Here is a 22526-nt window from a genome sequence, read left to right on the forward strand (position 1 = left end):
AGACGTGTCGCAGCTCGACACCCGCGTCCCCGCCGTTCTCCTGCGCATCGACCGAAATCCCTTTCACCACGGAACACTGGGCGCCGTGCGCTCCCTCGGCAGAGCCGGAATCGACGTCCATCTGGTCGCCGAGATGACCGGAAGCCCGGTCCGCGGATCCCGTTTCGTCCGCGGGCTGCATCCCCCGCCACCGCCCGGCGCCGCCCCCGGTGACATCGCCACCACGCTGCTGCGGGTCGCCGCGCGCGTCGAGCGGCCGGCCGTGCTGATCCCGATGGACGACGCGGGCGCCGTCGCCGTGAGCCGCCTGCGCGCGGAGCTGGCCCCCGCCTATCTGCTGCCGGAGCAACCCGCCGAAGTGCCCGAACGGGTCGCCGACAAGGCCGAACTGGCCGGGCTGTGCGCGGCGGCGGACGTCCCGCACCCGGTCACCGTCGTCCCGGACAGCGCGGCGCAGGCCGCGTCCGCCGCCTGGCGGCTGGGCCTGCCGGTGATGGCGAAGTGGAGCCGGCCCTGGCTGCTGCCGGCCGGGACGGGGCTGCGCAGCACGGTCGTGGTGCGAACCCCGCAGGAGGCCCGCGAGCTGTTCCTGCGCAGTGAGGAGGCCGGCAGCCGGCTGCTGCTCCAGGAGTTCCTCCCGCCGGGCACCGACCGCGACTGGTTCTTCCACGGGTACGCCGACCGCTCGGGCGTGCTGCGCGGCGGCGGCCCCGGCCGCAAGCTGTGCGCGTGGCCGCGCGGCGCGGGTCTGACGGCGGTCGGCGAGTGGGCCCCGAACCCGAAGGTGCGGACCCTCGCCGAGCGCCTCACCGCCCAGCTCGGCTACCGCGGCATCCTCGACCTCGACTTCCGCCGCTGCGACACGACAGGCCGCTATCACCTGCTCGACTTCAACCCCCGGCCCGGCGCCCAGTTCCGCCTCTTCACCGACACCGCGGGCCTGGACGTCGTACGCGCCCAGCACCTCGACCTGACGCACCGTCCACTGCCGGACGGGGAAGCGCGTCCGGGTCGGACCTTCGTCGTGGAGAACTACGCGCCGCTGACCGCCCTGCGCCGGGCCGCGCCCCACGGCCGGGAACTCGCCTGGTACGCCGCGGACGACACCGGTCCCGGCCGGGCCATGTCGGGCCTGTGGACCGCCCACGTGACCCGGCGTCTGCTACGCCGGATCGGCGCGGCGGGCGCGACCGCCGCCCTCCCCCGCGTGGTCCGCCAGAGCCCGCAGCCGCCGTCCCCGACCGGTCGGCCCCAGGCACCGCGCACACCGCACGTGCCGTCCGCTGCGAACCCGGCCGATCCGGCCGATCCGGCCGACGACGACAGGGCGAGCAGCTGCTGAGGGACGCGCCGTCGGTCCGGGACCGGCACGGGTGCCGGGCGCGTGCGAGGCGTCCGGAACCCGTCGCCACTACCGGCGGGACGCGGCTCGGCCTCGCCGGTACCGCAGGGCACCGGTGGTGATCAACACGGTGCCGGCCCCCGAGACGGCGAGCATCGCTCCGCTCGCTCCTCGGCCTCGTCCCCGGCGCCGTCCAGAGGTCTCGACCCTGTCGGCCCCGTGGAACCAGCGGTGCGTCGCGAAGTCCGGCCAGCCGAGGGCGGCGAGCCGCCGTCGCCCACGGCTGGACGACATCCCGGCCCCCTCGGGCGAGGGCGCGGGCCACGGCCGGGTCCGACCGGTCGCGGGCGGCGGGCACCGGTTCTTCCGGTGTCCGGCGCTCTGCCGTCGTCGGCGGCAGGCACCCTATGAGTCGCTGTCGCCGTCCCGGCGGGCCATACCGATCATGTCGGCGAGGCGGCCGACCTCCGGGTCCTCGGTCCGCTTCGCCAAGGTGCGGGCGGTCCTGCCGAGTTCGGCGAGGGTGGGGGCGTCGGGCAGGGTGCTGGAGCGGTCGTCGCCGCCGCGCAGGGCGTCGGCGAGGTAGGCGGCGGTGGCGGCGACCTGGAAGCGGGCGGGGGCGCTCGTCAGGTCCTTGTGCAGCGCGTGGGTCTCCAGTCGGCCCGAGGTCTCGTGCGGGGTACGGGTGCGGGGGTCGAGCCAGCGGACGGTGGCCGTGGCGAGATGGCCCTCGGCGCCCGGCCGGGTGCGGACGGCGTACAGGGCGGTGACCGTGTGGCCGGGGCCGACCTCGCCGCCGTCGACGCTGTCGTCGCGGAAGTCGTCGTCGGCGACGCGGCGGTTGTCGTAGCCGACGAGACGGAACTCCTCCACCGTGCGCGGGTCGAAGGCGACCTGGGCCTTGGCGTCGCGGGCGGTCAGGTCGATGTGCTGCGGGAGTTCCTCGCAGAACACCTTCTCGGCGTCTCCGTCGTCCGAGACGTAGGCGGTGTGTCCGTCGCCCTTGTCGGCGAGGCGTTCCATCAGGGCGTCGCCGTAGTCGCTGCCGACACCTACGCCGAAGAGGGTGACGCCGTGCTCGCGGCGGGCGCCCGCGACACGTTCCAGGATGGTGTCCGCGTCGGTGTCGCCGGTGTTGGCGAGGGCGTCGGAGACGAGGACGACACGGTTGGTGGCGCCCGCGCGCAGGCCCTCGACGGCGGTGGCGTAGCCGGTCTCGACGCCTGCGCCGAGGTTGGTGGAGTCGGTCGGCTCCAGGCTGTCGATGGCGTCGTGGACGCGGCCGCGGCGGTCGCCGAGTCGGGTCATCGGCAGGACGGTCTCGGCCTCCCCGCTGAAGGTGACGAGGGCGACGGAGTCGTCGTCGCGCAGCCGGTCGGTCATCGTGGCGAGGGACTCCTTGGCGAGGTCGAGGCGGCCGGGTTCGGCCATCGAGCCGGAGACGTCGATCACGAAGGTGAGGGCGGCCGGCGGGCGTTCGCCGGTGCGGGACGCCGTGCGGGTGGCGAGGCCGACGCGCAGGAGGGACCAGTCCTCGCCGGTGCGGGCGCCGTCGACGGTGACCGAGAAGCCGTTGCCGCCGGGGCGTTCGTAGTCCTGGCGGAAGCTGTTGACGAACTCCTCGGGGCGGATCGTCGACGGGTCGGGACGGGCGCCGTCGGCGAGGGCGCGGCGGGCGTAGCCGTAGGAGGCGGTGTCGACGTCCAGGGCGAAGGTGGAGAGGTGGTCCCGCGCCGGTTCGCGCTCGCGCCCCTGGTCCTCGCCCTGGTATCCCGTGTCGCCGTCCGCCGGGGCGGGCGGGCCGCCGCGCTCGGCGCTGTCGGTGCTGCCGTGCGGGCCGCTCGCGCCGCAGCCGGTGAGCAGCATCAGCGCGGCGACCGTGACGGCGAGCAGTCCTCGGACGCGTTGGGTCGTCTCCATCTGCGGTGCCCCCTGTGGTCGGTGACGTCGACATACGTGACTGTGACGGCACCGGGGGCCGGAACGTGCGGCACGGGGTGTTGCGGATGGGTATCGAAGAGGGCACGGCGGACACCCTTCGAGACCGGTAGGTGATCTTCCGTTGACCTACGAGACGACGTCCTTGTGGGCGAAGCCGCGGAAGGCCAGGGCGAACAGGACGACGGCGTACGTCACCGAGACGGCGGTGCCCTGGATCATGCCGGAGTACTCGGGGGTGGGCTGGAGGGCGTCGGCCCAGGCGAACTGCCAGTGCGCGGGCAGGAAGTCGCGCCAGTCGCCGAGGGCGGTGACGGCGTCGAGGACGTTGCCGACGATGGTCAGGCCGACCGCGCCGCCGACCGCGCCGAGCGGGGCGTCGGTCTTCGTCGACAGCCAGAACGCGAGACCGGCGGTGACCAGTTGGGACACGAAGACGTATCCCACGATCACCACGAGCCGTTGGGCGGCGGTGGCCGCGTCGAGGGCGCCGCCGGTGGGGATCTCCAGGGGGCCCCAGCCGTAGGCGGCGGTGCCGACGGCGAGGGCGACGAGGGGCAGCAGGACCATCGCCGCGAGGCTGAGGCCGAGGCCGACGACCAGCTTGGACCACAGCAGGCGGGCGCGCGGGACGGGGGCGGCGAGGAGGTAGCGCAGGGAGGCCCAGCTGGCCTCCGAGGCCACGGTGTCACCGCAGAACAGGGCGACCGGGACGACCAGCAGGAAGCCCGCGGAGACGAACAGGTTGACCGCGGCGAAGTTGGCGCCGGACGCGGTGGCCGTGTCCATCAGGTTCACCCGGTCGCCGCCCTCGCCGGGTTCGCCGCCGATCGCGAAGGCGATGGCCAGGACGAACGGCAGCGCGCCGAGGATGGCGCCCATGACCAGCGTGCGACGGCGCCTGAGCTGACGGGCCAGTTCCACGCGCAGGGGCAGGGTGCGCGAGGCGCGGTAGCCGGAGGCGGTGGCGACGGGCACCGGGTGCTCGGTGTGCTGGACCGGCTCGGTCAGCGTGCTCATGCGGAGCCTCCGATCAGGGTGAGGAAGGCGTCTTCGAGGCGGCGGTGCGGGCCGACCGACCGGACGGGCACGTCGAGCCGCACCAGCTCGGCGACCAGACGCTGGGCGCTGCCGTCGGCGTCGAGGCGGACGAGGAGTCCGTCGTCGGTGCGGACGGCGGAGGCCACGCCGGGCAGCGCGGCCACCTTCTCGGCGACCGGCTCCTCGACGGGCGTGGCGGTGCCGACGAGGAGGGTGTCGCCGGAGCCCACGATCACGCCGACCGGGCCGGCCTGGACCAGCTGGCCGCGGTCCATGACGACGAGGTGCGTGCAGGTCTGCTCGACCTCCGCCAGCAGGTGGCTGGAGACGATCACCGTGCGGCCGGCGGCGGCGTAGCGGATCATCACCTCGCGCATCTCGCGGATCTGGGGCGGGTCGAGGCCGTTGGTCGGTTCGTCGAGGATGAGCAGGTCGGGCAGACCGAGCATGGCCTGGGCGATGGCCAGGCGCTGACGCATGCCCTGCGAGTAGGTGCGCACCGCGCGGGCCAGGGCGTCGCCGAGTCCGGCGATCTCCAGTGCCTCGTCGAGGTGGGCGTCCTCGACCGGGCGCCCGGTGGCCTGCCAGTACAGCTCCAGGTTCTGGCGGCCGGACAGGTGCGGGAGGAAGCCCGCGCCCTCGACGAAGGCGCCGACGCGGGAGAGGACGGGTGCGCCGGGGCGGATGGCATGGCCGAAGACGCGGATCTCGCCGCCGTCCGGCCTGATGAGCCCCATCAGCATGCGCAGGGTGGTCGTCTTGCCCGCGCCGTTCGGGCCGAGCAGGCCGAGGACCTGGCCCTTCTCGACACGGAAGGAGAGGTCGCGGACGCTGTAGCGGTCGCCGCCCGCGTACTTCTTGCTCAGGTCGGTGATCTGGAGCGGGACGTCGGCCAGTTCCGGGTCGGGGGCGGGCGTCGCGGTGCGGCGACGGCCCGTGACCAGCAGGGCGAGGGCGAGGCCGATGCCGGCGAGGGGCAGCCACCACACCCAGGACGGCAGGGGGGCGGCGGCCGTGCGCACGCCGGCGGCGGTGGGCACCTCGAGGTCGCCCTTCAGGGAGACGGTGTACGTCGCCGGGGCGGGCGGGGAGGCGTAGCCGAGGTCGGTGGAGGCGAGGACCAGGCGCAGGCGGTGGCCCTTGTCCACCTCGTGGTCGATGGCCGGGAGGGTGAGCGTCACGTCCTTGCCGGCCCTGGTGCCCTCGACCCGGACCGGGGCGACCAGCTGGGAGGGCAGCACCTGTTGGCGGCCGTCCGGGCCGACGTCGTAGACCTTGCCGAACAGAACGGCGTCCTCGCTGGTCGACTTGACGTGGACGGTGGCCTTCGGGGAGCCGGTGACGCGCAGGTCCGTGGCGACGGGAGCGGAGGTGAACGCGGCGTACTGGCCGGGGAAGTCGAGGGAGACGCCGACGCCGAGGGAGGACAGCTGGGAGAGGCCGCCGCCGCCGAGTCCGGGCAGGGCGGAGACGGCGGGCGGGCTGGCGCCGGGCGGGTTGGCGAACGACTGCTCGCGTCCGGTCAGGGCGATCGAGCGGTCGCCGCCGGTCAGGCCGGGGTAGGTGTCGTCGCTCGCGCCGCGCAGGAGGGCGGCGCCGTCGGTGGAGTCGACGCCTCCGGTGCGGGTGATCCGGAAGGCGGGGCCGGTGTCGGCGCCCTTGTCGTCCTTGAGGTAGCGGTCGAACCAGGAGGTGACGCGGGCCTGGACGCGGCTCGCCTCGAGGTCGCCGCCGTCGTGGCCGCCCGCGATCCAGTCGACGTCGACGGGGGCGCCGTTGGCTCGGATCGCCTTCTCGGCCGCGTCGGACTGGGCGAGGGTGAAGAGGGAGTCGGTCTGGCCCTGGAGCAGCAGGGTGGGCACCTTGATGCGGTCGCCGACGGCGGACGGCGAGCGCTCCCCGAGGAGGGCGCGGGCGGCGGCGTCGGGGGTGCCGGACTCGGCGACCCGCTCGTACATCGCGCACAACGCGGGCTCGAACCGTGCGCAGCCGCCGCCGGTGTTGAAGAAGATGCCGGTCCACAGCTTCTTGAACACGCCGCCGGGGAACAGGGCGTCGGCCAGGTTCCAGTAGGTGATCGCGGGGGCGACCGCGTCGACGCGGTCGTCGTGTCCGGCGGCCAGCAGGGAGATCGCGCCGCCGTAGGAGGCGCCGGCCAGGCCCACGCGCGGGTCGCCGGTCCTGTCGAGCCGGACCTGGGGCTGCTTCGCCAGCCAGTCGATGAGCTTCGAGACGTCGGCGACCTCGCCCTCGGGGTCGTTCAGTCCGATTTTCCCGGTGGATCGCCCGAAGCCGCGCGCCGACCAGGTCAGCACGGCGTAGCCGTCGGCTGCCAGGTCCTCCGCCTGCTCGCGGACGTCGTCCTTGGTGCCGCCGAAGCCGTGCCCGAGCAGGGCGGCGGGGCGGCGGCCGGAGCCGCCGGAGGTGAAGTAGGAGGTGTCCAGGCGTACGCCGTTCACGGCCATGACCTGGTCGGCGCGGTGCACCGCGGGTGCGTCGTCCGAGGCCACCGCCGTCCAGGTGCCGGCGCCGGCGAGCACGGCGACGGCGGCCGCGGCGGCGATGATCCGCCGCGGCCGCCGCAGTCCGCGCAGTCGAAGATCCATGCGTCAACGGTACGGGGTGGAACTGCCGTGGAGTTGTCGACCGGAGACCGAACTCCCCGACCTCCCGCAGGCGTACGGCGGGGTGCCGGCGTACACCAGGCGCGGTACGGGTCAGTCCCGCGCGTCCTCCGGGATCGACACCAGCCAGCGGGTGCCGGGGCGGGGGCGGAGGTAGAGCGCCCAGTACAGGGTGGCGGCGGCGGTGATGCCTCCGGTCCACAGGAGGTAGGCGGTTTCCTGCTGGGTCAGGATGTAGGCGAGGACCACGATCAGGAGGGCCGGGACGACGGGCCACAGGGGCATCCGCCAGGCGTGCGAGTGGCGGTGGGCGCCGCGGCGGGAGAGCAGGGCGGCGAACGCGACGAGCAGGTACATGCCGGTCACGGAGACGCCGGTGACCCCGTACAGGGTGTCCAGGTTGACGAAGCAGAGCAGCGCGCCGGGGACGCCGACGGCCAGGGTGGCCACCCACGGGGAGCCGAAGCGGCCGAGCTTGGAGAAGAGGGTGTTGACCGGCTGCGGCCAGGCCTTGTCGCGGGCGGAGGCGAACAGCACGCGGGAGTTCTGGATGACCATGACGATGCCCGCGTTGACGATGGCGAGGGCGACGCAGAGGCTGACGAAGGTGCCGACGGCCGAGTTGGACCAGGCGGTCACCATGGCGCCGATGTCGCCGCCGGTCAGCTCGGAGAGGTCGGAGGCGCCGAGGGTGATGCCGACGACCGGCACCAGGATGATGACGGTGGAGATGGCGAGGGTGGCCAGGACCGTGCGGGCGACGTTGCGGCGCGGGTTCTCCAGTTCCTCGGAGAGGTAGACGGCGGTGGAGAAGCCCTGGGTGACGAAGAGGGCGATGGCGAGGCCGGAGACGATCAGCATGGCCGTCACGGTGTCGGCGTGGCCGTCCGCGCCCGCGACCTCCAGGGAGACCAGGCTGCCCGCGCCGCGCTCGCTGTGGGTGAAGCCCAGCACCGCGACCACGGCCGCCGCGATGACCTCCAGGACGAGGAAGACGCCGGTGATCCAGGCGTTGGCACGCAGGTCGAGCAGGCCGGCGAGGGTGGCGAGCAGCATCACGGCGGCGCCGGCCAGCGACGGGTCGAGGTGCACGATCGGGGCCAGGTAGTCGGCCGTTCCCATCGCGATCACCGGCGGGACGATCATCACGACCAGGAGGGAGAGGACGAACACCAGCCAGCCCGCCAGCCGCCCGGCCATCGTGGAGACCATCGCGTACTCGCCACCCGCGCTGGGGATGAGGGTGCCCAGCTCCGAATAGCAGAACGCCACGGCGATACACAGGAGCGAGCCGATCGCGATCGTGAGGGCGGTCGCGGTGCCGAGCGAGCCGAACAGGTCGGGCACGACGACGAAGAGGGTGGACGCGGGCGTCACGCAGGACAGGGTCAGCAGGGTGCCGCCGACCACTCCGATGGAACGCTTGAGCTTCTGGGGGCCGTCCTGGGCGTCGGGGACGGCGGGTTCGTCGACGGTGGCCTGGACGGGGCGGAGCGTGTCGGTCATGGAGTTCCGATCGACTGGTGCGGCGAGGTTCGGTCGGGAGCGCTATCGCCTCCGGCGGCTGGGGTGGTACTCGTTCGGGCCGCTCCCGGCGCTGCATGGAACCCCGACGAAAACCACTGCGTCAATAGGTGTTCATCTACGGAATCCGTTGAAAGGAAGCGGCTTGCGAGAGGTATTCGGCAGTGACGGGCAGGCCCCTGGGGCGTGGTGGGGCGTACGGGAACCGTAGGGGGCGTGGCGAAAAAACGTGCCGCCGTCCGTTATCCGGACGGGTTGGTGGGGGCGAGAGGGTCGCGAGGCACTCGTCGAAGTCCGGCGGCACCGCGCCGGTCAGGGCCACCGAGCCGGTCACGCGCCGCCCGCCTCCGCACGGGCGACCTCACCCACGCGGTCCCCGAGCGGTCCGACAGGCCGCCGGGGCTCCCGTGACACGACGGTGCCCTGCCCCCCGGGAGGGAGACAGGGCACCGTACCGCCGACGGTTCAGTGGTTGCGCGGGAAGCCCAGGTCGACGCCCGCCGGGGCGTCGGCCGGGTCCGGCCAGCGGGTGGTGACGACCTTGCCGCGGGTGTAGAAGTGCGTGCCGTCGTTGCCGTAGATGTGGTGGTCGCCGAAGAGGGAGTCCTTCCAGCCACCGAAGCTGTGGTAGCCGACGGGGACCGGGATCGGCACGTTCACGCCGACCATGCCGGCCTCGATCTCCAGCTGGAAGCGGCGGGCGGCGCCGCCGTCGCGGGTGAAGATCGCGGTGCCGTTGCCGAAGGGGGACGCGTTGATCAGTGCCACGCCCTCCTCGTAGGTGTCCACGCGCAGGACACACAGGACCGGGCCGAAGATCTCGTCCTGGTAGGCCTTGGCGCTGGTGGGCACCTTGTCCAGCAGCGAGATGCCGATCCAGTGGCCGTCCTCGAAGCCGTCGACAGTGTGGCCGGTGCCGTCCAGGACGACCTCGGCGCCCTCGGCCGCCGCGCCCTCGACGTACGACGCCACCTTGTCGCGGTGAACCTTGGTGATGAGCGGGCCCATCTCGGAGGTCGGGTCGTTGCCGGGGCCGATCTTGATCTTCTCGGCGCGCTCGCGGATCTTCTCCACCAGCTCGTCGCCGATCGCACCGACCGCGACCACGGCCGAGATGGCCATGCAGCGCTCGCCGGCCGAGCCGTAGGCCGCGCTGACCGCCGCGTCGGCCGCCGCGTCCAGATCGGCGTCCGGGAGGACCAGCATGTGGTTCTTGGCGCCGCCCAGGGCCTGGACCCGCTTGTGGTTCGCCGAGGCCGTGGTGTGGATGTGGCGGGCGATGGGGGTGGAGCCGACGAAGGAGACGGCCTTGACGTCCGGGTGCTCCAAGAGGCGGTCGACGGCCACCTTGTCACCGTGGACGACGTTGAAGACGCCGTCCGGCAGGCCGGCCTCCGCGAGCAGCTCGGCGAGCTTCAGGGACGCCGACGGGTCCTTCTCGCTCGGCTTCAGCACGAAGGTGTTGCCGCACGCGATGGCGACGGGGAACATCCACATCGGCACCATGGCCGGGAAGTTGAACGGCGTGATGCCGGCGACGACGCCCAGCGGCTGCCGGATCGACGACACGTCGACACGGCTGGCGACCTGCGTCGACAGCTCGCCCTTCAGCTGCACGTTGATGCCGCAGGCCAGGTCGACGATCTCCAGGCCGCGCGCGACCTCGCCGAGCGCGTCGCTGTGCACCTTGCCGTGCTCGGCGGTGATCAGCTCGGCGATCGCGTCGCGGTTGGCGTCGAGCAGGGCTCGGAAGCGGAAGAGGATCTCCGTCCGACTGGCCAGCGAGGACTGGCCCCAGGTGACGTAGGCGTCCTTGGCGGCGGCGACCGCGGCGTCGACCTCGTCGATGGTGGCGAACGCGACCTTGGTGGTGACCGCGCCGGTCGCCGGGTCGGTGACCGGCCCGTACGTACCCGAGGCGCCTTCGACGGACTTGCCGCCGATCCAGTGGTTGACGATCTTCGTCATGACCGAGTACTCCTTCACAGATGGCGGCGTCGGGTCGAGACGTGCCGTTCGTACAGCTCACGGGCCTTCACCGCGGACGCTCGGGTCGCGGTCTCGGCCACAGGAACATCCCACCAGGCCTGCGCCGGAGGCGCGCCCGACACTGTGTCTGCCGTTTGGGTCTCGACGTAGACACAAGTGGGAGTGTCGGCGGCGCGCGCCTCGGCGAGGGCCTCCCGCAGGTCGCGGACGGTCTTCGCGCGCAGGACGCGCATGCCGAGGCTGGCCGCGTTGGCGGCGAGGTCGACCGGGAGCGGGGCGCCGGTGAACGACCCGTCGTCGGCCCGGTAGCGGTAGGCGGTGCCGTAGCGTTCGCCGCCGGTCTCCTCCGAGAGACCGCCGATGGAGGCGTAGCCGTGATTCTGCACGAGAAGGATCTTGATGGCGATCCCCTCCTGCACGGCGGTGACGATCTCCGTCGGCATCATCAGGTAGGTGCCGTCGCCGACCAGCGCCCAGACCGGCCGCTCGGGCGCGGCGAGCTTCACGCCGATCGCGGCCGGGATCTCGTAGCCCATGCAGGAGTAGCCGTACTCCAGGTGGTACTGGTCCCGTGAGCGGGCCCGCCAGAGCTTGTGCAGGTCGCCGGGGAGCGACCCGGCCGCGTTGATGATCACGTCCGACTCGTCGACGACCGCGTCCAGCGCGCCGAGCACCTGCGGCTGCGTCGGTCGTACGTCGGGCTCCTCGGCCTCGTAGCAGGCGTCGACGCGCTGCTCCCAGCGCTCCTTGTCCTCGGCGTACTCCGCGACGTACGCGTCCGCCACGCGGTGGGCGTGCGTGCCGAGGACCCGGGTCAGCTCCTGGAGGCCGCTGCGGGCGTCCGCGACGAGCGGCAGGCCGGCCAGCTTGTGGCCGTCGTAGGGCGCGATGTTGAGGTTGAGGAAGCGGACGTCGCCTCGGCCGAAGAGGGTGTTCGAGGCCGTGGTGAAGTCGGTGTAGCGGGTGCCGACGCCGATCACCAGGTCGGCCGTGCGGGCCAGTTCGTCCGCCGTGGCCGTGCCGGTGTGGCCGACGCCGCCGACGTCCTGGGGGTGGTCGTGGCGCAGCGAGCCCTTGCCCGCCTGGGTGGAGGCGACCGGGATGCCGGTGGCCGCGGCGAACTCGGCGAGGGCCTCCTCGGCGCGGCTGTGGTGGACGCCGCCGCCCGCGATGACCAAGGGGCGCCTCGCCGCCCGGATCGCGGTGACCGCCCGGGCGAGTTCGGCGGGGTCGGCACCCGGACGCCGTACGGCCCAGGTGCGCTCGGCGAAGAACTCGTCGGGCCAGTCGTAGGCCTCGGCCTGGACGTCCTGGGGCAGCGCGAGGGTGACCGCGCCGGTCTCCACCGGGTCCGTCAGCACCCGCATCGCCTGGAGGGCCGCCGGGATCAGGGCTTCGGGGCGGGTGACCCGGTCGAAGTACCTCGACACCGGGCGCAGCGAGTCGTTGACGGACACGTCGCCCGCGTAGGGGACTTCGAGCTGCTGGAGGACGGGGTCGGCGACGCGCGTCGCGAAGGTGTCGCCGGGGAGGAGGAGGACCGGGAGGTGGTTGATCGTCGCCAGGGCGGCTCCGGTGACCAGGTTGGTCGCGCCGGGGCCGATGGACGTCGTCACCGCGTGCGTGGAGAGCCGGTTGGACTGGCGGGCGTACCCGACCGCCGCGTGCACCATCGACTGCTCGTTGCGGCCCTGGTGGTACGGCATCTCGTCGGCGTACTCGACGAGCGCCTGGCCGAGCCCGGCGACGTTCCCGTGGCCGAAGATGCCCCAGGTCGCGCCGATCAGCCGCTGCCGTACGCCGTCGCGTTGCGTGTACTGGGCGGCGAGGAAACGCACCAGTGCCTGGGCCACGGTGAGCCTCGTGGTCATCGGTAACCCCCTGTGGTCGCTGTGTGGGCCGGGTGGAAGCGGATCCGCCACTCCCGGGTCTCGCCGGGTCCGGCCATGACGTTGAGGTAGTACATGGCGTGGCCGGGCTGGGCGATCGACGGGCCGTGCCAGCCGTCGGGGACGAGGACGGCGTCCCCGGAGCGGACCTCGGCCAGGACGTCGGAGCCGCCCTCACGTGAGGGGGACACGCGCTGATAGCCGAAGCCGTCCGGTCCGTCGATCTCGAAGTAGTAGATCTCCTCCAGCTCCGACTCCTCGCCCGGCCGGTGCTCGTCGTGCTTGTGCGGCGGGTAGGAGGACCAGTTGCCGCCGGGGGTGAGGACCTCGACGGCGATCAGCTTGGCGCAGTCGAAGGCGTCGGCTGAGGCGAAGTTGCGCACCAGACGGGCGCAGTTGCCGCTGCCGCGTTCCTCGACGGGGACCTCCGGCGCGGGGCCGTAGCGGGCGGGGAGTTGTCGCTCGCACTTCGCTCCTGCCAGGGCGAAGCGGCCTCCCGCGCCGGAGGCGATCTGGACCCGGGCGTCGCGGGGAACGTACGCGAAGTCGGTGACCGACGCGAACACGCTTTCCCTGCCCAGGAGTTGGAACTCTTCACCAGCGGTTCGCACGGTACATCCGCCTGCCAGCGGAAGCACGATCCACTCACTGTCGCCCGTGGCGAAGTCGTGCGTGCCGCCCGGCACCAGCTCGACGATCCGCAGGCTGCTGTGCGTCCAGCCGGCCCGCTCGGGGCCGATGTCCAGCACGTGGTGCGCGTCGGCGGTGCTGCCGCGCGGAATGTACAAGTCGCCGTTCATGCGGCCCTCTCTGTTCACCCGACCCTCACGCTCCCTGCGGTCCCCACCCGCCAGGCGGCGGCCTTCACGGTCCACGCGGTCCTCACAGCAGTCCTACGGCGGTGTCCACGGCGGCGGTCACATCGCCGTCCGCCGGGTACAGCAGTGAACGGCCGACCACCAGGCCGCGGACGGTGGGTAGTTGCAGCGCGCCGCGCCACTTCTCGTACGCCCCGTCCTGGTCGTCGCCCACCTCGCCGCCCAGCAGGACGGCGGGGAGCGTGGAGGTCGCCATGACCTCGGCCATGTCGTCGGGGTCGTGGGTGACCGGGACCTTCAGCCACGTGTAGGCGGAGGTGCCGCCCAGGCCGGAGGCGATGGCGATGGACTTGGTGACGGCCTCCGCGGAGAGGTCGTTGGCGAGCCTTCCCTCCGGGGTGCGCCGGCTGATGAACGGCTCGACGAAGAGGGGCAGCCTGCGGGCCGCCATGTCGTCGATCGCGCGGGCGGTCGACTCCAGGGTGGTGAGGGAGCCGGGGTCGTCGTAGTCGATCCGCAGGAGCAGTTTGCCCGCGTCGAAACCGAGACGCTCGATGTCCTCGGCGCGGTGGCCGGTGAAACGGTCGTCGAGTTCGAACCGGGCGCCCTGGAGGCCGCCACGGTTCATCGAGCCCATGACGACCTTGCCGTCGAGAGCGCCGAGGAGGAGCAGGTCGTCGAGGATGTCGGCGGTGGCGAGGACGCCGTCCACGCCGGGTCTGCTCAACGCCAGGCACAGGCGCTCCAGCAGGTCCGCGCGGTTGGCCATGGCCAGTTTGCGGTCGCCGACGCCGAGGGCGCCGCGCGCCGGGTGGTCGGCGGCGACGATCATCAGCCGGCCGGCCTCGTCGAGCAGTGGGCGGCGGGTGCGGCGGGCGGCGGCCTCGGCGATCGCCTCGGGGTGGTGGGTGCGCAGGCGGACGAGTTCGGGGACGTCGACGGTGGCGGGGGTGGGGCGCGGGACGCTGGTGGCTCCGGACGCGCCTCCCCCGCCGGTCCCGTGCGGGGTTCCCGCGACGCGGCCCGCCCTCACAGCACCGCTCCGGCGGCGAGCGCTTCCTCGATCTCGGTGGGCGTCGGCATGGCCGAGGAACACTCCAGGCGCGAGGCGACGATCGCACCGGCGGCGTTGGCGTGGCGCATGATCCTCTCCACGTCCCAGCCCGCGAGCAGACCGTGGCAGAGGGAGCCCCCGAAGGCGTCACCGGCCCCGAGGCCGTTGAGGACGCGCACGGGGAGCGGGGGGACCTCGGCGGACTCGCCCGCGCTGTTGACGGCCAGGACGCCCTTGGGGCCCTGTTTCACCACGGCCAGTTCCACGCCGGCGTCCAGGAGGGCGCGGGCGGCGGCGTGCGGGTCGCGCACCCCGGTGGCGACCTCCACCTCGTCCAGGTTCCCCACGGCGACGGTGGTGTGCTTCAGCGCCTCGGCGTAGAAGGGGCGGGCCGCGTCCGGGTCGGACCAGAACATGGGCCGCCAGTCGAGGTCGAACACGGTGGTGCCGGCCTTGGCGCGGTGGGCGAGGGCGGCCAGCGTCGCCGTACGGCTGGGCTCCTCGCTCAGGCCGGTGCCGGTGACCCAGAAGACGCGCGCCTCGCGGACGGCGTCGAGGTCGAGGTCGTGGGCGTCGATCTCCAGATCGGGCGCCTTGGGCCGGCGGTAGAAGTAGAGCGGGAAGTCGTCCGGCGGGAAGACCTCGCAGAAGGTGACGGGGGTCGGCAGACCGGGGACCGGGGTCACCCAGCGGTCGTCGACGCCGAAGCCGCGCAGGGCCTCGTGGAGATAGGTGCCGAAGGGGTCGTCGCCGGTGCGGGTGATCACCGCCGTGTCCAGGCCGAGGCGGGCGGCGGCGACAGCGACGTTGGTCGCCGAGCCGCCGAGGAACTTCCCGAAGGACGTGACCTGCGGCAGCGGCACGCCCGTCTGCAACGGGTAGAGGTCCACTCCGATCCGCCCCATGGTGATCAGGTCGTAGGCCATCGAGTTCCCTTCGTATCGGCTCTCCACGGCTTTCTAGCCCGGTACGGCGGACCCTGTCAATGTTTTGTCCAGACATTCGGACCAGCTCTTGACACCCCCGCGGTCCGACCGCACGCTGACGACCATGACGTCGTTGTCACCTCAGCCCTCACTCTCCCGCATCAGGGTCGGTTCGGCCCCCGACAGCTGGGGCGTCTGGTTCCCGGACGACCCGCAGCAGGTGCCCTGGCAGCGCTTCCTCGACGAGGTCGCGCTCTGCGGCTACGAGTGGATCGAACTCGGCCCCTACGGGTATCTGCCGACCGATCCCGCCGTCCTCACCGAGGAGACCGCCAGGCGCGGCCTGAAGGTGTCGGCCGGCACGGTGTTCACGGGGCTGCACCACGGCGAGGCCGTGTGGGAGAAGACCTGGGCCCATGTCGCGGACAACGCCGCGCTCGCGCAGGCCATGGGAGCACGGCACCTGGTGGTCATCCCGTCCTTCTGGCGGGACGACAAGACCGGCGAGGTACTGGAGCCGGACACGCTCACGCCCGAGCAGTGGCGCAATCTCACTACGCTGACCGAGCGGCTCGGCAAGCGGGTGCGGGAGCGGTACGGGCTGGAGATCGTCGTCCACCCGCACGCCGACACCCACATCGACAGCGAGGAGAAGGTCGTCCGGTTCCTGGACGGCACCGACTCCGGACTCGTGTCGCTGTGCCTGGACACCGGGCACTACGCGTACTGCGGCGGCGACAGCGTCAAGCTGATCGAGACGTACGGCGAGCGGATCGGGTACCTGCACCTCAAGCAGGTCGACCCGGAGATCCTCGCGGAGGTGCGGGCACAGGAGATTCCCTTCGGGCCGGCCGTCGCACGCGGGGTGATGTGCGAGCCGCCCTCGGGGGTGCCGGCGCTGGGGCCCGTACTGGAGGCCGCCCAGAAGCTGGACGTCGATCTCTTCGCGATCGTGGAACAGGACATGTATCCGTGCGAGGCGGACGCGCCGTTGCCCATCGCACAGCGGACCCGGGCGTTCCTGCGGTCCTGCGGGGCGTGACCCCAGGAGGTCGGGGACGCCTGCCGAGGTGCCGGGCGCCGGCGGCGCCTGGCGCGGCGCTGGGTCCGTACGCCGGCGGCGCGGCCCCCGTGCGTGGCCGGTCGCCGGTTTCCCGCGCCTCTTTCGGGCGTCGCTGTACAGGCGCCGACGGTTCGTCCCACCCCTTGCGGCCCTTTGGGTCGTTTGTGTCACCCGCGTCACAAAAGTTCCGCTCCTGTCACCGATGTCTCGGGTACGCGAGTGACGGGTCGCACGCTGTCGACAACCGTTCCCCACCTGTCACCGTGCGTCGTTGAGCGGGCACAGGCCCGGTGATCGCCAGCGCAGCGCCGGGCTCCCCCCCCCCCGGTGGCCTCCCGGCCGCCGCCCCCGCACGCGCAGGGAGGTGCGACTCATGACCGACCGAAGCCTCTGGTCCTACAAGGAGATCGCGGCACACATCAAGGTGCAGACGGACACCGTGCGGTCCTACCGCAAGCACGGACTGCTCCCCCCGCCCGACCACGTGGAGAGCGGAAAGCCCTACTGGTACGCCGACACCGTCCGCACCTGGGTCGCCTCCCGGCCCGGCAACCGGGGTCGACGACCGGACTGACCGCCCCCACCGGAAAACCGTTCTGTGCCCCGCCCCCGGGCGGGGCACAGTGCCGTGCATGAACCTCTCCGGCTCCTCCGAGTCCTCCGCACCCTCCGTGGTCTCCGCGCCCTCGGTGCCCTCGGTGCCCTCCACGGCCCCCGACGCCTCCGCGTCCTCCACCCCCGACTTCTCCGTCAAACCCCGCCTCACCGGCGAGAGAGCGGTGCTGCGGCCCTTCACGGAGGCGGACGCCGAGATCATGTGGGAGATCGTCGGGGACCCCGAGGTGGTCCGCTTCACCTTCCCGGCGGACGGGGAACTCACCTTGGAGCGGCTGCGTTCCTGGTACGCCACGCGCTCCACACAGCCCGACCGCCTCGACCTCGCCGTCACCGACCGGGCCACCGGCGAACTCGTCGGCGAGGTGGTCCTCAACGAGTACGACGCCTACTCCCGCACCTGCTCCTTCCGCACGCTGCTCGGGCCGCGGGGCCGCGGTCGCGGGCTGGGCACCGAGGCGACCCGCCTGATCGTCGGCCACGGCTTCGAGCGACTGGGCCTGCACCGCATCCAGTTGGAGCTGTACGGCGACAACGCCCGGGCCCGGCGCGTCTACGAGAAGGTCGGCTTCGTGGTGGAGGGCGTTCGGCGGGAGGCCGCGCCGCGGGACGGGGGCTGGGTGGACGAGGTGCTGATGGCGCTCCTGGACCGGGAGTGGCCCGCACTCGGCGCCACGGCGCGACGACCGTGACCCGCCACCCCGGCCGCCCCGATTCCCGTCGGCGCGTTCACCTCCCAGCCCGCCGGAAAGCGCCGGCCGGCGAGCGACCCGGCCGCGACGAAGCTTCTTTGAGAAATACCCCCTAGGGGTATAACGTGGGGAAGTGGAGGCCCTCCCTGGACCACCCCGGCCCGTCACCGGCCGACCCAGGGGGCCCGCCACCACCGGCCGCCCTGCGGGCCGACCACTCGGCCCCATGCCTCGACGAGGAGTAACGAGATGACCGCCCCCACCGACACCCCCGGTACCGTCACCGCCGTCTACAAGGTGAGCGGCATGAGCTGCGGCCACTGCGAGGGAGCCGTCTCCGGTGAGATCTCCGGGATCTCCGGCGTCACCTCGGTGAAGGCCGTGGCCTCCACCGGCGAGGTCACCGTCGTCTCCACCGCGACACTGGACGACGAGGCCGTGCGCGCCGCCGTCGACGAGGCCGGCTTCGAGCTGGTCGGCCGCGCCTGAGCCACCCCCTCGGCATCGGGCCGGGCCGACCGGTCGACACCGGTCGGAGACGGCCCGTTCCGCTCCCTGGAGTCACGCACATGTCGAGCACCACCACCACGGCCCCGACGGCCGCCGAGTCCGGTGAGGTCGAGCTGCTCATCGGCGGGATGACCTGCGCCTCGTGCGCGGCCCGCGTGGAGAAGAAGCTCAACCGCATGGACGGCGTCACCGCGACGGTCAACTACGCGACGGAGAAGGCGCGGATCAGCTACCCCGCCGGGGTGGAGGTCGCCGACCTGATCGCGACCGTCGTGAAGACCGGCTACACGGCCGAGGAGCCCGCGCCACCCGCCACCGAGGAGATACCCGCCGAGCCGGACGGGGACCCCGAGCTGTCGGCCCTGCGCCACCGCCTGCTCGTCTGCGCCCTGCTCGCCACGCCCGTGGTGCTGCTCGCCATGATCCCGGCCCTCCAGTTCGACAACTGGCAGTGGCTGTCGCTGACCCTCGCCGCGCCCGTCGTCGTCTGGGGCGGCCTGCCCTTCCACCGGGCGGCCTGGACGAACCTGCGGCACGGCGCCTCCACCATGGACACGCTGGTCTCCGTCGGCACCCTGGCCGCGTTCGGCTGGTCGCTGTGGGCGCTGTTCCTCGGCGACGCGGGCGTGCCCGGCATGCGGCACCCCTTCGAACCGACCGTGTCACGAGCCGACGGCGCCTCCACGATCTATCTGGAGGTCGCCGCCGGCGTCACCGCCTTCATCCTGCTCGGCCGCTACCTGGAGGCCCGCTCCAAGCGGCGTGCGGGAGCCGCGCTCCGGGCGCTGATGGAACTGGGCGCCAAGGACGTGGCCGTGCTGCGGGACGGGCGCGAGACCCGGATCCCGGTGGACCGGCTGGCCGTCGGGGACCGGTTCGTCGTCCGGCCGGGCGAGAAGATCGCCACCGACGGCACCGTCGTCGAGGGCGTTTCCGCCGTCGACGTCTCCATGCTGACCGGCGAGTCCGTGCCGGTGGACGTCGGTCCGGGCGACACCGTCACCGGGGCCACGGTGAACGCGGGCGGCCGGCTCGTCGTCGAAGCGGCCCGGATCGGCGCGGACACCCGGCTCGCCCGCATGGCCCGGCTGGTCGAGGACGCGCAGAACGGCAAGGCCGACGTACAGCGGCTGGCCGACCGGGTCGCCGGGATCTTCGTCCCTGTCGTGCTGCTGATCGCCGCCGCCTCCTTCGGCGCCTGGCTCGGCCTGACCGGCGACACCGTCGCCGCGTTCACGGCGGCCGTCGCGGTCCTGATCATCGCCTGCCCGTGCGCCCTGGGTCTCGCGACCCCCACCGCGCTCATGGTCGGCACCGGCCGGGGCGCCCAGCTCGGCATCCTCATCAAGGGCCCGGAGGTACTGGAGAACACCCGACGCGTCGACACCGTCGTCCTCGACAAGACCGGCACGGTCACCACCGGCCGGATGACCCTCCAGGAGGTGTACGCCACCGACGGCACCGACGAGAAGCAGTTGCTTCGGCTCGCGGGCGCCCTGGAGCACGCCTCCGAGCATCCGGTCGCCCGAGCGGTCGCCGCCGGCGCCGAGGAAGGAACCGGGCAGCTGCCGCCGGCCGAGCACTTCGAGAACGTGCCGGGACGCGGCGTACGCGGGCGCGTGGAGGGCCACGAGGTGGCCGTGGGGCGCTTCTCCGACGACCTCCCGCCGGATGTGGCGCGCGTCAGGGACGAGGCGCAGCGGCACGGTCGTACGGCGGTCGTCGTCGGGTGGGACGGAGCGGTACGCGGCGTGCTCGCCGTCGCCGACGCGGTCAGGGAGACCAGCGCCGAGGCCGTACGGGAGCTGCGCGCGCTCGGGCTCGCACCGGTGCTGCTGACCGGGGACAACCGGGCGGTGGCCGAGGCGGTGGCGGCCGAGGTGGGCATCGACGAGGTGGTGGCCGAGGTACTGCCCGAGGACAAGGTCGCCGTCGTGAGGCGGCTCCAGGGCGAGGGGCGGGTCGTCGCCATGGTCGGCGACGGGGTCAACGACGCCGCCGCGCTCGCCGTCGCCGACCTGGGGCTGGCGATGGGCACGGGCACCGACACCGCGATCGAGGCGGGCGACCTGACGCTCGTGCGCGGGGACCTGCGGGTCGCGGCGGACGCCATCCGGCTGTCCCGGCGGACCCTGGCCACGATCAAGGGCAACCTGGTGTGGGCCTTCGGCTACAACGTGGCCGCGCTGCCGCTGGCCGCGGCCGGGCTGCTCAACCCCATGCTCGCCGGGGCGGCGATGGCCTTCTCGTCCGTTTTCGTGGTGACGAACAGCCTGCGGCTGCGGGCGTTCCGCTGACGTGGAGCGAAGTACCGGGAAGTTACCGGTGGTTAGGGCCAAGTCGAGACAGCGACCCCCCTGGAGTCCGGCGCGAGCCTCACATAAGCTCTTCACAAGGCTCGCGCATCTTCCTTACGCTCGGGCCCCGATCGCCGTATCCGGGCTCTTGCGCATCTAACGGGACATACGCAAGAGACACAGATCACAGTGATGCGAATGTAACCATCGAAGGGGTTCGACGGTCTAAGTTGACGATGTCAGGAAGCGTCTTGGGGGGCGCCGACTGGCATCTGGAGATGTCTTGGGGGACCTCTCCAGAGATGCGTTGCCGGGGCACGCACACGGGAAGCTTTGAGCGGCCCTCCCAGCGTGCGCTGTCCCGGCAGATCGCACATGGCAGGGGTGTGGCGAGTTCTGCTCGTTCTGCTCAACTCCCGCCGCACGACAATCACATATGGCATCAGCGAATTCAGGCGCTGTGTCCTCCAGACGCCCGGCCGGATCCCGTGGGGGGAATCCGCACCGGGACATGGGAAGGCGCCCTGGTCGTCGGCCCGTGGGGGGACCGACGCACCAGGGCGCCTTCTTCATGCCCTGCCGAAGGGCTGCGCGGTGGACTCGAAAGGGGCCGCCCTGACGGACAGCCCCTCGTCCACGCGCCGGTGAGGCTCTACGCCCTCGACCGGCACCACCCTCGACTCGACCGGCACCAGTTGCGCTCGGCCACGCCCGCGGCGCGCCCCTCCGGGCAACCACCCCCGGACCTCCGGGCCCGCAGCCGTTGACCGGCACGCCACCCGACCCCGGCGAAGAGGACCCGACCAGACCGGAACCGGCGGGACGCCACCCGGCCGGCGGGACGCCGGAGAAGGGCGCCCCACCGGCAGGTGTCAGCGCTCCTCGACCGGCACGAAGTCGCGCTCGACCACGCCCGTGTAGATCTGGCGCGGACGGCCGATGCGGGAGCCCGGCTCCTTGATCATCTCGTGCCACTGGGCGATCCAGCCCGGCAGGCGGCCCAGGGCGAAGAGGACCGTGAACATCTCGGTCGGGAAGCCCATGGCCCGGTAGATCAGGCCGGTGTAGAAGTCGACGTTCGGGTAGAGGTTGCGCGAGACGAAGTAGTCGTCGGAGAGCGCGTGCTCCTCCAGCTTGAGCGCGATGTCCAGCAGCTCGTCGGACTTGCCGAGGGCCGAGAGGACGTCGTGCGCCGCCGCCTTGATGATCTTCGCGCGCGGGTCGAAGGACTTGTACACCCGGTGGCCGAAGCCCATCAGGCGGACGCCGTCCTCCTTGTTCTTCACCTTGCGGATGAAGGAGTCGACATCACCGCCGTTGGCCTGGATGCCCTCGAGCATCTCCAGGACGGACTGGTTGGCGCCGCCGTGCAGCGGGCCCCACAGCGCGTTGATGCCGGCCGAGATCGACGCGAACATGTTGGCCTGCGAGGAGCCGACCAGGCGGACCGTGGAGGTCGAGCAGTTCTGCTCGTGGTCCGCGTGCAGGATCAGCAGCTTGTCGAGCGCGGAGACGACGACGGGGTCCAGGTCGTACTCCTGCGCGGGGACCGAGAAGGTCATGCGGAGGAAGTTCTCGACGTAGCCGAGGTCGTTGCGCGGGTAGACGAACGGGTGACCGATCGACTTCTTGTACGCGTACGCCGCGATCGTCGGAAGCTTGGCGAGCAGCCGGATCGTCGAGAGGTTGCGCTGCTTCTCGTCGAACGGGTTGTGACTGTCCTGGTAGAACGTCGACAGCGCCGAGACCACCGAGGACAGCATCGCCATCGGGTGGGCGTCGCGCGGGAAGCCCCGGTAGAAGTTCTTGACGTCCTCGTGCAGCAGGGTGTGCTGCGTGATGTCGTTCTTGAAGACGGTCAGCTCGTCGACCGTGGGCAGCTCGCCGTTGATCAGCAGGTAGGCGACCTCGAGGAAGGTCGACCGCTCGGCCAGCTGCTCGATCGGGTAGCCGCGGTACCGGAGGATGCCCTGTTCGCCGTCAAGGTAGGTGATGGCGGATTTGTAGGCGGCGGTGTTGCCGTATCCGCTGTCCAGGGTCACGAGACCGGTCTGGGCGCGGAGCTTCCCGATGTCGAAGCCCTTGTCGCCGACGGTGCTGTCGATCACCGGGTAGGTGTACTCGCCGTCGCCGTACCGCAGTACTACAGAGTTGTCGCTCACGTCATCCCTCACCGACGTTGTGCCTCTTCTTCGAGGTTGCCC

At 72.3% G+C, this 22526-nt stretch carries 16 protein-coding genes; 6 read left to right on the top strand and 10 right to left on the bottom strand.

Annotated elements, in window-relative coordinates; all coding sequences use genetic code 11:
* The first annotated feature begins 4 nt into the window (after positions 1-4).
* Complete coding sequence (locus tag ACZ5Y0_RS02765; protein WP_469126830.1) at positions 5-1342, top strand: carboxylate--amine ligase; 1338 nt, start codon at positions 5-7, stop codon at positions 1340-1342.
* A 405-nt stretch (positions 1343-1747) separates the two neighbouring features.
* On the opposite strand, the gene ACZ5Y0_RS02770 is transcribed toward ACZ5Y0_RS02765, so the two are convergent.
* The 9 genes from ACZ5Y0_RS02770 to iolC form a co-directional block, all read right to left on the bottom strand.
* Complete coding sequence (locus ACZ5Y0_RS02770; RefSeq protein WP_469126831.1) at positions 1748-3262, bottom strand: vWA domain-containing protein; 1515 nt, start codon at positions 3260-3262, stop codon at positions 1748-1750.
* A 147-nt stretch (positions 3263-3409) separates the two neighbouring features.
* Entirely contained in the window at positions 3410-4300 is an 891-nt protein-coding gene (locus ACZ5Y0_RS02775) for an ABC transporter permease (protein ID WP_469126832.1), read from the bottom strand.
* The gene (locus tag ACZ5Y0_RS02780; protein WP_469126833.1) at positions 4297-6927 is read right to left on the bottom strand and encodes an alpha/beta fold hydrolase; all 2631 of its coding nucleotides are present in this window, start codon (positions 6925-6927) and stop codon (positions 4297-4299) included. Before ACZ5Y0_RS02780 ends, ACZ5Y0_RS02775 begins: the two co-directional genes overlap by 4 nt.
* A gap of 111 nt (positions 6928-7038) precedes the next feature.
* Entirely contained in the window at positions 7039-8451 is a 1413-nt protein-coding gene (locus ACZ5Y0_RS02785; RefSeq protein WP_469126834.1) for an APC family permease, read from the bottom strand.
* A gap of 483 nt (positions 8452-8934) precedes the next feature.
* Entirely contained in the window at positions 8935-10437 is a 1503-nt protein-coding gene (gene mmsA / locus ACZ5Y0_RS02790; RefSeq protein ID WP_469126835.1) for a CoA-acylating methylmalonate-semialdehyde dehydrogenase, read from the bottom strand.
* A 14-nt stretch (positions 10438-10451) separates the two neighbouring features.
* The gene (iolD, locus tag ACZ5Y0_RS02795; RefSeq protein WP_469126836.1) at positions 10452-12329 is read right to left on the bottom strand and encodes a 3D-(3,5/4)-trihydroxycyclohexane-1,2-dione acylhydrolase (decyclizing); all 1878 of its coding nucleotides are present in this window, start codon (positions 12327-12329) and stop codon (positions 10452-10454) included.
* The gene (gene iolB / locus ACZ5Y0_RS02800; protein ID WP_469126837.1) at positions 12326-13147 is read right to left on the bottom strand and encodes a 5-deoxy-glucuronate isomerase; all 822 of its coding nucleotides are present in this window, start codon (positions 13145-13147) and stop codon (positions 12326-12328) included. Before iolB ends, iolD begins: the two co-directional genes overlap by 4 nt.
* Positions 13148-13229: 82 nt before the next feature.
* Entirely contained in the window at positions 13230-14081 is an 852-nt protein-coding gene (locus ACZ5Y0_RS02805) for a Cgl0159 family (beta/alpha)8-fold protein (protein ID WP_469126957.1), read from the bottom strand.
* Between the two features lie 113 nt (positions 14082-14194).
* Entirely contained in the window at positions 14195-15145 is a 951-nt protein-coding gene (iolC, locus tag ACZ5Y0_RS02810; RefSeq protein ID WP_469126838.1) for a 5-dehydro-2-deoxygluconokinase, read from the bottom strand.
* Positions 15146-15269: 124 nt separating this feature from the next.
* Between iolC and ACZ5Y0_RS02815 the strand changes: the two genes are divergently transcribed.
* The 5 genes from ACZ5Y0_RS02815 (at position 15270) to ACZ5Y0_RS02835 (ending at position 20322) form a co-directional block, all read left to right on the top strand.
* Positions 15270-16187 (top strand): sugar phosphate isomerase/epimerase family protein, encoded by a 918-nt coding sequence (locus tag ACZ5Y0_RS02815; protein WP_469126839.1) that lies wholly within the window; start codon positions 15270-15272, stop codon positions 16185-16187.
* A 394-nt stretch (positions 16188-16581) separates the two neighbouring features.
* Positions 16582-16782 carry a helix-turn-helix transcriptional regulator gene (locus tag ACZ5Y0_RS02820; RefSeq protein WP_469126840.1) on the top strand — a complete coding sequence of 67 codons (201 nt, stop codon included), beginning with the start codon at positions 16582-16584 and terminating at the stop codon, positions 16780-16782.
* A gap of 58 nt (positions 16783-16840) precedes the next feature.
* Positions 16841-17515, top strand: a complete 675-nt coding sequence (locus ACZ5Y0_RS02825) for a GNAT family N-acetyltransferase (RefSeq protein ID WP_469126841.1) — start codon at positions 16841-16843, stop codon at positions 17513-17515.
* Positions 17516-17764: 249 nt separating this feature from the next.
* A complete protein-coding gene (locus tag ACZ5Y0_RS02830; RefSeq protein ID WP_469126842.1) occupies positions 17765-18004 on the top strand; it encodes a heavy-metal-associated domain-containing protein in 240 nt (79 codons plus the stop codon).
* A gap of 80 nt (positions 18005-18084) precedes the next feature.
* Positions 18085-20322 (top strand): heavy metal translocating P-type ATPase, encoded by a 2238-nt coding sequence (locus tag ACZ5Y0_RS02835; protein ID WP_469126843.1) that lies wholly within the window; start codon positions 18085-18087, stop codon positions 20320-20322.
* Between the two features lie 872 nt (positions 20323-21194).
* Here the strand turns inward: ACZ5Y0_RS02835 and ACZ5Y0_RS02840 are convergent.
* Positions 21195-22484 carry a citrate synthase gene (locus ACZ5Y0_RS02840; protein ID WP_383242297.1) on the bottom strand — a complete coding sequence of 430 codons (1290 nt, stop codon included), beginning with the start codon at positions 22482-22484 and terminating at the stop codon, positions 21195-21197.
* Positions 22485-22526 lie beyond the last annotated feature (42 nt).

This window comes from Streptomyces sp. NPDC033216 (assembly GCF_055577115.1).